This window comes from Nostoc edaphicum CCNP1411, from assembly GCF_014023275.1.
Taxonomy (GTDB): domain Bacteria; phylum Cyanobacteriota; class Cyanobacteriia; order Cyanobacteriales; family Nostocaceae; genus Nostoc; species Nostoc edaphicum_A.
The window spans coordinates 235,065-248,438 of sequence record NZ_CP054698.1; the positions used below are offsets into that span (position 1 = coordinate 235,065).

11 protein-coding genes and 3 pseudogenes are annotated in these 13,374 nt (G+C 40.0%); 8 read left to right on the forward strand and 6 right to left on the reverse strand.

All coding sequences use genetic code 11. The features are described 5' to 3' along the window. Nucleotides 1-136 precede the first annotated feature (136 nt). The 7 genes and pseudogenes from modA to HUN01_RS34795 all read left to right on the forward strand — a co-directional run bounded on the left by modA (nucleotide 137) and on the right by HUN01_RS34795 (nucleotide 3,880). A complete protein-coding gene (modA, locus tag HUN01_RS03815; RefSeq protein WP_238845952.1) occupies nucleotides 137-994 on the forward strand; it encodes a molybdate ABC transporter substrate-binding protein in 858 nt (285 codons plus the stop codon). A 70-nt stretch (nucleotides 995-1,064) separates the two neighbouring features. Then, entirely contained in the window at nucleotides 1,065-1,691 is a 627-nt protein-coding gene (locus HUN01_RS03820; protein ID WP_181930155.1) for a DUF642 domain-containing protein, read from the forward strand. A gap of 179 nt (nucleotides 1,692-1,870) precedes the next feature. Beyond that, nucleotides 1,871-2,152, forward strand: coding sequence for a hypothetical protein (locus HUN01_RS03825; RefSeq protein ID WP_181930156.1), 282 nt, complete (start codon nucleotides 1,871-1,873; stop codon nucleotides 2,150-2,152). A gap of 52 nt (nucleotides 2,153-2,204) precedes the next feature. Beyond that, complete coding sequence (locus HUN01_RS34785; protein WP_238845426.1) at nucleotides 2,205-2,522, forward strand: hypothetical protein; 318 nt, start codon at nucleotides 2,205-2,207, stop codon at nucleotides 2,520-2,522. Nucleotides 2,523-2,695: 173 nt separating this feature from the next. After that, nucleotides 2,696-3,388 (forward strand): hypothetical protein, encoded by a 693-nt coding sequence (locus HUN01_RS34790; protein ID WP_203219577.1) that lies wholly within the window; start codon nucleotides 2,696-2,698, stop codon nucleotides 3,386-3,388. Nucleotides 3,389-3,520: 132 nt separating this feature from the next. Then, a pseudogene (locus tag HUN01_RS35175) lies at nucleotides 3,521-3,664 on the forward strand (hypothetical protein); the annotation flags it as partial. Nucleotides 3,665-3,670: 6 nt separating this feature from the next. Beyond that, entirely contained in the window at nucleotides 3,671-3,880 is a 210-nt protein-coding gene (locus HUN01_RS34795) for a hypothetical protein (protein ID WP_203219578.1), read from the forward strand. A 118-nt stretch (nucleotides 3,881-3,998) separates the two neighbouring features. Here the strand turns inward: HUN01_RS34795 and HUN01_RS03835 are convergent. Both HUN01_RS03835 and HUN01_RS03840 read right to left on the reverse strand, forming a co-directional pair. Then, nucleotides 3,999-4,175 (reverse strand): annotated as a pseudogene (locus HUN01_RS03835) (IS4 family transposase); the annotation flags it as partial. Nucleotides 4,176-4,376: 201 nt separating this feature from the next. Beyond that, nucleotides 4,377-6,809: an RNaseH domain-containing protein gene (locus tag HUN01_RS03840; RefSeq protein ID WP_181930157.1), complete on the reverse strand. Its 2,433-nt coding sequence runs from the start codon at nucleotides 6,807-6,809 to the stop codon at nucleotides 4,377-4,379. Between the two features lie 84 nt (nucleotides 6,810-6,893). On the opposite strand from HUN01_RS03840, the pseudogene HUN01_RS03845 reads away from it, so the two are divergent. Next, nucleotides 6,894-8,004, forward strand: a pseudogene (locus tag HUN01_RS03845) (IS630 family transposase). Between the two features lie 2 nt (nucleotides 8,005-8,006). On the opposite strand, the gene HUN01_RS03850 reads toward HUN01_RS03845, so the two are convergent. Genes HUN01_RS03850 through HUN01_RS03860 form a run of 4 tightly spaced genes read right to left on the reverse strand, consistent with a single transcriptional unit; the run spans nucleotide 8,007 to nucleotide 13,342 of the window. Continuing rightward, nucleotides 8,007-8,531, reverse strand: coding sequence for a hypothetical protein (locus tag HUN01_RS03850; protein WP_181930158.1), 525 nt, complete (start codon nucleotides 8,529-8,531; stop codon nucleotides 8,007-8,009). Between the two features lie 40 nt (nucleotides 8,532-8,571). Beyond that, a complete protein-coding gene (locus tag HUN01_RS34800; protein ID WP_203219520.1) occupies nucleotides 8,572-10,440 on the reverse strand; it encodes a hypothetical protein in 1,869 nt (622 codons plus the stop codon). Continuing rightward, nucleotides 10,418-12,202: a pPIWI_RE_Z domain-containing protein gene (locus HUN01_RS34805; protein ID WP_203219521.1), complete on the reverse strand. Its 1,785-nt coding sequence runs from the start codon at nucleotides 12,200-12,202 to the stop codon at nucleotides 10,418-10,420. The genes HUN01_RS34800 and HUN01_RS34805 overlap by 23 nt, the downstream gene beginning before the upstream one ends. 3 nt (nucleotides 12,203-12,205) lie before the next feature. Further along, a complete protein-coding gene (locus HUN01_RS03860; protein ID WP_181930159.1) occupies nucleotides 12,206-13,342 on the reverse strand; it encodes a restriction endonuclease-related protein in 1,137 nt (378 codons plus the stop codon). Nucleotides 13,343-13,374: the final 32 nt, after the last annotated feature.

Sequence of the window (13,374 nt, forward strand, 5' to 3'; positions counted from 1 at the left end):
CGCCAAAACTCTCACTAAATCAAATTTATCCATATCCTCAGGCTTCTCTGTGGTTTCTTTTTCCATTGCCTGTGCGTAAGTCAACCATGTCAAAAATGAGACTTTTAGGTAAAATTTTTCCCAAACTATAACTTTAATGAACAGAAGAAGATTTATTGCTTGGATTGCTACGGCAGTTACCAGCATGATGCTGGTAATAGGCTTCCAGTTTGTCAATTTATCACCAGCAAGCTCTGTAACTACACTTAACGTATATGCAGCTGTCAGCTTAACAAACGCTCTGAATGCCATTAAGACTCAGTACCAAAGTGCTAACCCAAGCGTCAACGTTGTTTATACGTTTGGTGCTTCTGGTACCTTACTGAGCCAAATACAAGCAGGAGCACCAGCAGATATTTTCATTTCTGCTGCAACAGATCAAATAGATGTCTTGCAGAATTCAAGCCCTAGTAAATTGGTTTCAGGTAGCCGTAAGAACATTGTCAGAAACCGTCTAGTTTTGATTGCTCCAACAACACCTCCTGTTAGTGCTGGTAGTGCTGCTCTCACTAGCTTCAATGGTTTGACCAATGCCAATATTAGTGGTGTTGCTATAGGTGACTACACAGGTACTCCTCCAGTGGTGCCAGCAGGAAATTACACTAAACAAGTTCTCACTAGTAGAGGTATTTTCAGTACTCTTACTCCTAAATTATACCTTGCTAGCAATGTGCGTAATGTTTTAACTGCTGTTGAAAATAAAGCTTCTGTAACTATTGGAGGTGTAAATAAAACTATCGACGCAGGTGCTGTTTACAAAACTGATGCCGCCATTTCTAACAAGGTAAGAGTTGTACAAACTGCCCTTACAACAGAGAGTGATCCGATTGTCTATCCACTGGGTATACTCACCAGAACTACAGTTTTAACGACGGCGCAGAGTTTTTCTAACTATTTAACTGGTACTACTGCCCAGAATATCTTCAGAAATAATTATGGGTTTCTTGCGCCTTAATCACCACAAAGTAAATCAATTTAAGTAGTTGTAGTTGTCGTGAATTTTGAACTATTTGGAGTAATGTCTCGTGAAGTTCACTAAAAAACTCTCAATCATTGTTTGCAGTTTGGCCACTGCCTTCCTTTATACTGCTGTAATTACCAATACTTATAAATCGGCAGCGCAAGCAGAAGGACAAGAACTGATTATTAACGGGGGATTTGAAATCGATCCTCTGGCGGATTCTAATGATCCCAACATTGTAAATGCTAATGTTACAGCATGGGTTAAATCCGGTGATCCGATAGATATATCAGGTGTTACAATTAGCAACTTTCCTCACACTGGCAATCAAGGTTTATCGCTTGGTGCATTTTCAGGCGTTAGCTACATATCACAGAATATCCCTACAGTTCTTGGTCAACACTACCAACTTACTTACTATTTTGCATCCATAGAGGAGGCACCTAACCTTAAGAATAAATTTAAGGTTTTTATAGGTGGAAAGAAGGTTTCTGTGAAAAAGGATACTCCTTACCAACCCTACACGCGATACACCTTAGATTTTAAAGCCAAAGGAGCATCCACAGAGATCAAGTTTGGTTCCAAAGCCAAGTATGCATTTTTATATTTGGATGATGTGAGTGTGAAAGCTACACCTGAACATCCAGGAGAAAACTATGGGGATGAAGTGATAGATGATGAGGATGATTAAACCTTATGTAGAAATCTGTCAATTTTAATTCGTAGTAATAACTTTAGTTCTTTATTTTATAAGCTCTAAAGTGCTTACTACAAACCCTAAAATTAGCTTTAAAAATTGACAACTTAATAAGTTGTAACTATCAACTTGTTTGAATTTTCAGAATTTAAAATTATTTGGAGTCAAGTTTCATGACGTTAACTAAAAAACTCTCAATTATTGTTTTGAGTGTTACTACTACCTTAGCTAGCACTGCTGTGATTATCAATACTTATAATACAGAAGCACAAGCGGTAGAACTTGTTAGAAATGGAAGTTTTGAACTCGATCCTCTCGTAGATCCTAACAATCCCAACGTTACGAATCCTAATATTACAGACTGGATTAAATCTGGTGATCCAATAGATACATCTGGGATTAGAATTAACAATTTTCCTCAGTATAATAGGTATCCGCTCAATAAATCGGGGTAGTAGAAAAAATAACAAAGTAGAGAGATGCACATAGGGTCGTAGAATATATGACATGGCGCAAAAGCAATCTCCAGAAAAACAAGTAGAGGCATTGTTGCAAACCATCGACCCCTCAAAGTTTGCAGACGAATCCTTGCGCCAGACATTAACTGTTCTGCTAAACGTCATAGAGCAGCAACAATCAGAGATAAAAGAATTACGTGAAGAAAACCAAAAACTACGGGACGAAAACAATCGTCTGAAAGGCGAACAGGGGAAACCAGAAATCAAGAGCAATCAGTCGAAAGGGTTCAAGAGCAATCATTCATCCGAAAAAGAACGACACACTCCCAAAAAAAACATACGAAAAGTAGCAAAAATCAGAGCATAAAAGTAGACAGGACATGCATTCTGGATTATCCGGCGAGTGAGCTACCGCCTGATGCACAGTTCAAAGGCTATGAAGAGGTAATCATTCAAGATATTTCACTGTTAACTGATAACGTATTATTCCGGAAAGAAAAATATTACTCGCCTAGTGTTGGAAAAACGTATTTAGCATCTTTGCCACCTGGTTACGATGGAGAATTTGGTCCGGGAATAAAAGCTCTAGTAATTAGCTTATATTACGGCGGTAATATGACCCAAGGTAAGTTGCTAGAGTTTTTAGAGAATATTGGGATCTCAATGTCGGCTGGCTATTTATCAAATCTACTCATCAAAAACTTAGGCGATTTTGAAGCTGAATATAATCAAGTTTATACATCTGGGTTAGAAAGTAGCTCGTGGCAGCATATAGACCAAACAAGTGCCCGTGTTAAAGGAGTAAATCAGACCACGAATGTAATTTGTAACCCCTGGTACACAGTCTACTCAACTACAGCTAAGAAAGACCGACTAAGCGTAATTGGGGTCTTGCAAAATAGACAAGAGCTTGAATATGTTCTAAATGGGCTGACTTACGAGTTGCTTACAAGTTTTAATGTCCCAACTAAATGGCACAATCAAATGAAATTGTTGCCGCAAGAAACAGTTTTGACTGAATTAGAGTTTAATTCATTGCTGGATACGTATTTAAGCAAGCTAGGTTCTCAATACCGGACTCGTGTTTTGGAAGCTGCTGCAATTTCGTTCTATCATCAGCAATCTCAAATACCAGTGGTAGAATTTCTGGTCTGCGATGATGCACCCCAATTCAAATTAATTACAGATAATTTGGCTTTATGTTGGGTACATGAAGCCAGACATTATAAATAATTAAGTCCATTTGTTGGTTTTTGTCAACAAACATTAGACAAATTTTTAGGGGAATTTTGGGATTACTACCGAGAATTAGTCGCTTACAGAAATTCCCCTTCCCCAAAAACCAAACAGGAATTAAAGACTAAATTCTGTCAGCTATTCGGTACTGAAACTGGATATAAACAATTAGATGAGCGAAAAAAATTAACGGCAGCTAAAGAGTCTGAACTACTGCTGGTCTTAGAGTATCCAAACTTACCTTTACATAATAATCCGGCGGAATTAGCTGCTAGGACTATGGTGCAGCGACGAAAAATTAGTTACGCCACTCAAACGAGTGAGGGTACTAAGGCATGGGACATTTTTATGTCTCTTGTTGCCACTACTCGTAAATTGGGAATCAGCTTCTTTGAATATATACATGACCGGATTTCTCTCTCTGATAAAATCCCCGAATTGGACACTATTATTCGCTCAAAATTTTCTATTAATCCTCAACCTTTATAGTCAAGCGTTTGCATTCAAATAGAATCCCTGCGTTAGAACAATCTAGTTAACTCTCAATAAATTGGATGTTAGCAAGTCTTTTTACTTTTATTCGCTACCCCGACTTATTGAGCCGATACTCAAATCCTGTATTGTTTAATCTCTTAAATAAATCTCGCATACTTGTTAAGCTATTATCCAGAGCATAGGATAGCCAGCACTCAAAGAATAGACGACTATTCAATACTGGATAATCATTTTTTGGCAGGCTTTTCAAGATATCTTTGACAATTTTGGGAAATGAATTTATAATCACAATCAAACTAATATAGTTTAAGCCTTCGCCCAAAAATACCATATTTTGGGCTATTTTTATCGGATTTTTCTTACCGTTCAACACTTCTGGTTATTTAGTTAATTCCACTAACTATTTATTTTTGTCTCGCCTCAAGCCAATTAGTCAAAAATGTAGTTATTCCTCAAGTTTGTCAATAAAAGCAGAATACTACTTATTGAATCAAACTTCTACACCAAGAATGCATAAGTGATCCTTGATTAGTTGTTTGCCTAAATGCATTGGATATGGTGAATGAATATTACCCATAGACCACGCTGGTGAGATTCGTAAGTAGTGTGGCACTCGGCAAAGTGATTTTAGGTTTTTTTCTGTTTTTTGGAAATCTGGATGAACGAAAAAGGGTAATATTTCTAGCATCTGCTGGTGCTTGAATGCAATATTTACACCATATTCGTCATTTTGCGAGTCGAGCATATAGAGTTCGCGTGTTGTTGCGGTATCTTGAGCTTTCTGTGTTTTCGGTAATCTTCCAATAGAGAAGTAGTGGAGCAACTCAGGTATCGATGTATCATAAAAACCACTTAAGTGAATTAAATCTCGTGCTGGAGAATTCTCATTCCAAGTTTGTCGATTGGTGATGTATTGAGTTGTCTCGTCGCCAGCGCGAAAACGAATTATTCCCAGCAGGTTCCTAAGTTGGTTATGGTCACGAGGATATACACAAGCATGACCTGGAACGTGTTGGAAGTCTAAGATATTCCGGTTTGCAAAGAGATATTCATTTTTTAGTTGGAACCAAGCTTGACCTCCATTTTCTTCACCACGCTCGTTACGCCATACATCTGCTTCGATTAAGGCAATAGTAGGACAATCGCCTACTTGTGTTAGTACATCCGCCGCAAATTTTGCAAGTTCTATTCCCTTTAACTGAACTGTTTTGTAATTGCGATCGCACCGCGCCCGTGAGAAAATTTGTCCCAGTTCAATCCCCGCGTGTGCATAAGGAATCCAATTGTTGCGATCGGCAAATAACACATCAACTGAACCGGTTGCCCGCAGACGAACAGCCAAGGCATAGTGAATATTATCTTGTCCTTGAGTAGCTTTTCGGCGACAAAGGGCAATTACATCGAGGTTTTGGGCGATTTCCTTTGGTATCCCTGCCCGTTCGTAGACTTCTGAGGGTAGTCCATAGAGTGCCCCAACCTGGCGTAGCGTTACATCCAGTACAGCATTTAGAATACGTCCTTCCGTCTTCTTGCTATAAGATGGCGATGTGTCTGTGCTTTCATCTTCTTTGTCAGATGATTTTGGTTTAACTGTTTGCACCATTTGGGAACCGATTTTTTCTAACACACAAGCTTCACGAACTACTCTATAGATGCTTTGTTTAGGATGAACTCCTTTCTTTTTTGTTTGTCCAATTTCAACGATCGCAAAACAGTATGGCTTAGTAGTTGAGTCAATTGAAGCAATAACCTCATGCTTCAAAAAGTCGCGCCATGCATCAAGTTTCATTTGATGCTGCTTGCGTATTTGTTTATCAAACTCTTGACCATCTTTAGGTGCAAGTCCGGCTGTATCGAGTGGTTTCAAAAGATTTGGATCATTAATCCACACAGATGATACTTTGACATGCTCTGGAAAATTTTCTCCTTCATTGAGCAGGAAAGCATCACGCAATGTCTGGCAAGTTACATCATAGGTATCTCGTTCGCGCCACAGAATAAAAAGATGTATGGGTTTTCCTTGCAATGCCCGCTCAATAGCGTCAGCAATGATCGTTTGTCTTTCTTGACGACGGTTATCAACACGTTGCTTAATTTCTTTTTCAGTCAGCTTTTCTTTTTGTTGTTTTGTAAAACTTGGAAGTTGAGAAATATGTTCGTAATCACGCATCGCCAAGGGTGTTTTTTGACCAGATGGAGCAGGAATATCAGATTGCATTGGATTATCTGATATTAAAACACCGTCTAGAAGCTCTAACACTTGAGCAACGATATCACCACGTTCCTGTAAACTAAATCCTGGCTTAATACTATGTCCTCGTCCTCTTTTATGATTTTCATGTTCATACTTATATCCTTCAGTATGAACTAAATAATATTCATCTCTATTCCAGTTAGAATGATTATCTAAATTGCCGTATATAAAAGGATTGCAACGAATACTATCGGTTGTTTCAAGGGGACGCGCTTTGAATGCAGCTAACAGATTTGGTAATTGAAATTTCCACAGATTACTATCTTCTCTTCCATTGTTCTCAATGGTAAGACGTATCAAAGTTGAATCTACTTCGTAACCAGATAAACGTTCCTTATTCATCCCCATCAGCACAGAGATATCACGACCATAATTATTTTCAATTAATGGCTCATGAGCATATCGTTGACAACTTAAATGCAAAAAAATCCACGGTTTAAGCTTGCCATTTTGGTTAAATCGCCCTGCTTGAGTCTGAACGTGAAAATCCAAGCGATAAACAAAATAACCTTCCCTTTCGTTGCCATAGTCATCTGTGTACAGTGCCGGAAACGCTTGACTGACTAAGAATAGTCCAGTACGACCTGAGCCATCGCCTTGTACCTTGCGCCACTGGATTTCTTGCTCTCTTTGCCCGGAGCGAATAATACATTTTTTTTCATGCAGCAATGTTGCTAAGAAACTAGGAATAAGCTGTTACGCAGCTAGATTGTATAATATTAGATTAAGTAATTAATTTAGTATCAGCCATCTATGCCAGCAAAAAATCATCTTTCCCAAGAGCAGAAGGAAAGGCTACTAAAAACGCTAAAAGAGCATTAAAATCCCTACGTAAGAGAAAAGATTCTGATTTTATTATTAATGAATGATGGAAAAACTTATCAAGAGATTAGTAAGTTTTTAGATATTGCATATCCAACAGTAGCATATTGGGCAGTTCACGGCGATCCAGATAACCTAGAAAGTTTTTTAGATGGAAGAAGAGAAGGGAACTTCCGCAAAGTTACCAAAGAATATGAGGATTTATTATTAGAAATAATTGAAAAAGAGCCACTAGAGTATGGGTATGAATTTGGTCGTTGGACAGCAGCAAGACTAGCTACATACCTCGAAAAGATAACAGGAATTAAGTTAAGTGGTTCACAAGTTGGGAGAATATTAGAGCGAAAAAAAGTACGTTTACCTTTGGGCAAAATACAGCCTAGAGGACAAACAGAATCCTGAAATGCGTAAGGCATTTAAAGAAAAAATTGTCAGAATACTTAAGAATAACAAAGGAAGCCCCCAGAGCGTTTACAGGTATGGTTTTGGGATGAGAGTGGATTTAGTTTAAGAGTGATAAGAAGAAAAAAACTGGGGTAAGAAAGGTACAAGGAAACAAATCACAGGTCAAAGAAGAAGAGGAAGAGTAAATATTATGGGAGGGTTACGTTATCACGACAAGAAGAGAATGAATTTTGTGATTAAAAAAGGAAATGCCGATGTATTTTATGAGCAGCTTCAATCTTTGAATAATTTTCTATTGCAAGAATGGATAGAGCAAGGAAATAGAATTGAGACTTTCAATAAATGTTCTGCGAAAATAGTGATTATCTTAGATAATGCCAGCTTCCATAAAAGAAAAGATATTTTAGTTCGTATCAAGGCAGAAATGCCAAATATTATCCTGGAATTTCTACCACCTTATAGTCCAGATTATAATTTGATTGAATTGGTTTGGCATTCAGCAAAAGAATATATAGCTCATAGATTGTTCGAGTCAGTATCACAGCTAGAAGAGTTGTTAAATAAATTGTTAAATGAAGGAGGTCTTATTATTAAATGGGAACGCAAAATTAAAAATAAAGGTAATGCTGTTTATTAAATTTAGCTGCGTAACAGCTTAGCTTGGTATCCCAGTCCTTTTTCAGCATTGATGTTTTGAATGAGCGTTTTTGGAGTAATAGGTTGCCAATTCCAATTAGTAGGAATTATGGCGATGTTTTCAAGAAAGCGATCGCAAACACTATTCACCTGATCCGTTTTACCCTTACCATCAAATTGCTTTGCCCACTCCTGCGCCCAAATCATCACTAACTCATGTATTTGCTCAGGTGTTGGAACTCGCAACGGATTTTCAACCGTTCCCACAGCTAATGCTCGATAATCGCCTGTATCAAGGTATTCAAAACCATGTGTCAATGTTGATGCACAGGCAAGCAATCCATTGTTTAACTGTCGATATGGTATCCAGACCTTTTTCTTACGATTAGATGAGAGAACTTCTTCCATACTGTTACGAAAGTCCGCAACAATTTCTGCAAATGGAAACTCAAGTACCGCAATTTCTAAATCTGTAAGAGCATCTTCTACAAGATTCATTCTGGCAGGTAAGAGAATAGGAGATTGCACGTCTTTTTTAGGAATTATGAATTCCTTTATACAAAATAATTTACCAATGCAGGTCTTCGATTCCTTCCAGTGCATCGGCTAGAGGCTTGTAAAGCGCATTTCCTACTGTATTTTCCTCGCTGGCGTAATCGCAGATTCGTAGAAGCATCGCAACCAGAAGACTTGTCTCTTCTGTATCTAGTTCAGATAATTCTGGATTGGCTTTCCTTGCAGCACTCTTGGGTGCCCAAGCCGCATCGACAAAATAACCACGAAATGGGACACCTCCACGCAAAAGACGACCAACGGCTTGAATAACTAAGCCAGCAGTAGTTGCAGCAAGGTCAAATCGGGGAAAAGCAAGTAATTCTTGATTATCGCGCAGGGTTTTATAGTAAGAACGTTGCTCAACCGATCGCCAATAACGCGCCGCTAGTTGGCGCACCTTTTCAGCACGTTGTACAATTCCGTCTCCTTGTTGCCATGCAAGAAAGTCTGCTCTATCTGCCCACTCTAAAGCGCGACGGTTCATTTCTTGGGCGATCGCTTGTGTATCATGTGGATGTGGATATGGACGAGTCAGAAAGTAAATAGTACCAAATGCGGCTTTACCGTTGGCATTCAAAATATTGAAACCACGCCCGATCGCATTCATAGGAGCAACAAGAATCTTTCCCTTAGTTTGCCCAAAAGTTTCAATATCTGCACGATTGAGCGCACCCTTATCAGGTGGTTTGACAAATTTCGCTAGCTCATCAAAGTTCCCTTCTGTGTAAGTGTCTATATTGTCAGGAACTAGGTGATAAACAAAGTCCTGCATACTTGACCAGCAATTACGAATTTCGTTTGCTGCCCAATGAGCTTGATCGTAGGAGTTGACGAGTAGAAGAAGGCGATCGCGATCCTTCCAATGGGTACTTAAATCATTTTCGCCAAGATGTTTTAATTCCCTAAGTTCTTGCCCTAAATGTCCTGTACCGTTACTACCAACAAGCGATCGCGCTATTTCTTGAAACAAGCCCATTTTCTGCCGTTCCGGGCTACCAGAAATGCGGAGGGGTTTTTTCTTTTGGTTGAATTGGGGAAGAAATTTGAAATGACTTTGAGCGATCGCATCTCTCGCCCCCTGTTCTGGCATTAAAACACCTTGGGGATTACCAACGTGAAAGCTGGTAGAATCTGGTAAGTAGGATGTTCCAGAAAGTGCTAGCACATTGGGGCCACGTTGACCGTTAAAATCTGTAAATAAACGATGAAAGTTTAAAATGTAGCAGCGTCCAATATTGGTGTAGGCAAACAACGTCAGTGCATTATTATTGCTGCCATTTCTGGAGCTTTTATTGTCGTCATTTCCTCTGGAATAATAAGTGCCAAACTGTCGTCCTGTGGGAGGCAATGGCAAAATATTCAACATTGCAGCAGGCATTCGACCATGTGGTGATTCGTCGTTGATTGATGTCGGTCGATTGTGCCATTCATAAAAGACAATTCGAGTGTGCCGATCTAAAAGAGCGATCGTCAGCGCAAATTGGAGGCGATAAGCCAATGTTTCAACAGTATCTACATCTGGCTCATCGCCGTTCGGTGAACGTCGCTGTTGTTGAGAACTTTGATTACGATTCTCCAATTCTGTTCGCAGTTGCGCTAAACGCCGTTCTGTATTTCGGAAAAATTCGATAATCCAAGCTCTGCAAGCCCTGTAGATATGCTCATCTGAAGCACTTTCTCCAGTACTATTGATTTCTTGCATAAGACGCGCAAGGCGAAAGACTGGATCTCGGTTTGGGTTAGATGAAGGCTGCATCCGCAAGGGATCGTTCTCGTTAAGCAGTGCATCAAAATAACGCACAATTGGCTGAACAAGTCGAGTATTTGCTCTTGAAACTGCCTCAGATGTATCAGAAGGTTCAAATTCTTCTAAATCCAGCAAGACGACGCGCAAATTTGAACAGAAGAGAGTTAGGTGTAAAGTAACCTCGCTTGATCCAATTTCGGAGAACTTGATGTCCAACCTGTTTATCGAGTAGAGTCAATGTTGCTGTAATAGCTTTTTGTGCATCACGTTCTGCGCCAGTCCATCGTTGTGTTGATGGAGTCATAACACGGTTAGTTTTTGAGAATTGTTCTGTTTTCACACCGATATCATCAAAAACGCCGTTATTACCACCGTCAGTCAAAACAACTTCCTCAGCATAAGTATCATCAAACCACTTGATGACTGTCTCGACCTCATCAAAGACCACAAAATCTGATTGTTCATTAACGAGTTCACCGATTTTGATCGGGCGCAAGTCTAAATGACGTGGTAATCCTGCCATTGCCATCGCGCCAGGAGTTGTAATCCAAACACGAGCATTTGGCATATCACGATAAACCTGTTGGGATGGGCATTTATCAAAGAATGGACACAAATAGGATGAACCGAGATTTTTACCTCGCTTGCTGCGATCGCTTTTAGGCATTTCTTTGAGAGTATGACAGGGTTCAATTCCCGGTTTAAGAGCTTTGCCGTCTAGAAGTTGAATAAAATCACGCTCTTTTAGCTGACCTTGGAGAGGACAAGCAGTGCCTAGCCAACGCTCACCCCAGTGCGGCTGTCCGCGTTGTCGATGTTCTTGATAATCTTTTGAAGCAGAGAAACTCTGAAGGTGTGCATCGCGTTTACTGCGCCCCAAGATTGGCACTGCTACTGGATCATCATTCTCTGGATCGTTACAAAACCACCAGTTAATTTGGTTTGCTAGTTTAATCGCTGATTGCACATCACTAACGACTAAAGTTATGCGGCGATCGCAATGATGCCGCAGAACATTAACACTGAACAACTGCGAAACCGTAGTTTTTCCAGAAGCAACCATACCTGCAATGTTGGTGAAGCCATCTAACTCAAGAATTTGCTCCTCTTGCGGAAACAGTGTTCCGTTTTCCTGAACTTTGTGGAAGTTGATTTTGCGAAAGCGATCAACCCAGTGTCCTCTAGCAGTTTGATCCCAGCCATATTGACGCGCTAAGGTTTCTTCTCGCTCATCAATCCATGCTGCATCTAGCTCTAAATCTGAAATACGAAGCGAAAACGCAGTACGAGAACGAGTTGTAGCAAACCAAGGTAACGGCTGTATTTGTGCATTTCGTACCTGCTGCTGTGTAAATCTGACTGGTACTATAACCGTCTCTTCTCCTTTCTTTGCCTCAAATTGATAAGTAGTTTTGGCTTCTACTCGTTTAACTTTGCGAAGCCGGAAATCTAAATTGCTATTTAAACAACGTTCGTACAAATCTTGATGAACTTGATGCCGGAGATTTTTGGCAGCATTAATAATATAGCTATCCCAGTTTTGCGGAGTGAATTCGTGATAGTTACGCCAATCTAAAGGAATCCTTAGATAAGAACGCAATGCACCTAACCAAGCGAAACGGGCAGAAAAGGGAACTATTTGGCGAGTATTGGCGATCGCTCGACGTTCCATCTCAGTCAAACTCTGTAAACGTGGATGTCTCAAAGGCATTCCACTCAAGATTGCCCAAGGTGCGGTGACTGGCTCATCATCAAGTTCCAAATACTCCATGAGAGCAAAGCCAAGCTCTACTTGAAGCAACAATTCAGCTTGAGTACGATCCAAACCTGCTTCCTTCAACTGTTCGAGGCGGTCTTTAAACTCGGTCGGTACTTCAAATAAGTTCATCTGGCTCATGGACTATTTTTCTTCCCGCAACTGCTCAATTTTATGGATAACTCTTTCCTCAAATACAGCATCACTCAGAAGATGGGTACTGCTAGGTAGCTTTGTCGCCTGTTCACGAAGAATTTCGATGTAGTCCTCTCTTTGTTGTAGGCGTTGGATAGGAATGACATAAAAGCTCTCGTCATAACGCAGATCACCCTCACCGAATAGAGGTGTAAGCTTTGGTGCTAAATTGTAGGGGCTTCGGTAATCTTTAATATCCACAGCCCAGGTTGATTGGTCACAGAAGCGTAGTTGTAAGTCATAGCGATCAATACCAGGATAAAGATTGATGGCACAAAGCTCATCTGAGTATTTGCTTTGAAATTCTTCCAACGCTTTAAATAAGCGCATCTCAGGTATACCCGGTAAACAAATACGCAAATGGATACCAAACTTCAGACGACGCAGCCCTTGTTTCCAGGTGATTTGTCGAATAAACGGCAAATTTTGGCGATGAGCGTTGCAAGCACTGGGTTTAATACCACGTAACTTTCCATACTTTTTAAACAAAGGGCCGCAGCGATCGCAATTCCAACAAGGCTCATTTTCTTCACACTCATCGTAGAGTTCGCCAACTTCTTGAATAGAAATATGTCGTGTCGTAGAAAAGGCTTTACGAAGCTGTGCCGGAGTTGTGTATGGATTCTCAATCAAAAATAGACGCAGCAAAACATACTCCTGCTGAACGCGCTCAGGCTCGCTATCGTTGTTGTAAAGTTCTTGTAACCGTTCCAAAATTCTCTGAAACTGGAAATTCTCTATGGCAATTTGCTTGGTTAAAGTGGTGGCAAACTCTGACAACTTGGTTTTTTCAAGCAGTTCCTCATATAAGTATCGACTTGCTTCTTCACTTAACACCCCTTCATAGAGCAGACCAAAATCAGAGTCAAACTCTTTTGGCACTAAGCGGCCTGGATACCAAGTTTTTACAGGTTTTTCGAGTAATGCTAAAAGACCAGTTAGAGTCCGCGGGTATGTGACAGCAGTTAACTCTAAAGCTAGTTTATTAAGAGCATGACGGAGCAGTTCAGGATATGGATACCTGCCATCTCGACGGACAAACTCTGCTAAACCAAGGATGAGATTATCAAATTCATTACTTCTCATTGAAGGTAATCCTTCATTTAGAGGATTTTTTA

Coding starts and splice junctions, on each gene's coding strand:
- modA (WP_238845952.1), top strand. CDS start 137: ATGAACAGAAGAAGATTTATTGCTTGGATTGCTACGGCAGTTACCAGC.
- HUN01_RS03825 (WP_181930156.1), top strand. CDS start 1,871: ATGACGTTAACTAAAAAACTCTCAATTATTGTTTTGAGTGTTACTACT.
- HUN01_RS34785 (WP_238845426.1), top strand. CDS start 2,205: ATGGCGCAAAAGCAATCTCCAGAAAAACAAGTAGAGGCATTGTTGCAA.
- HUN01_RS34795 (WP_203219578.1), top strand. CDS start 3,671: ATGGTGCAGCGACGAAAAATTAGTTACGCCACTCAAACGAGTGAGGGT.
- HUN01_RS34805 (WP_203219521.1), bottom strand. CDS start 12,202: ATGAGCCAGATGAACTTATTTGAAGTACCGACCGAGTTTAAAGACCGC.
- HUN01_RS03860 (WP_181930159.1), bottom strand. CDS start 13,342: ATGAGAAGTAATGAATTTGATAATCTCATCCTTGGTTTAGCAGAGTTT.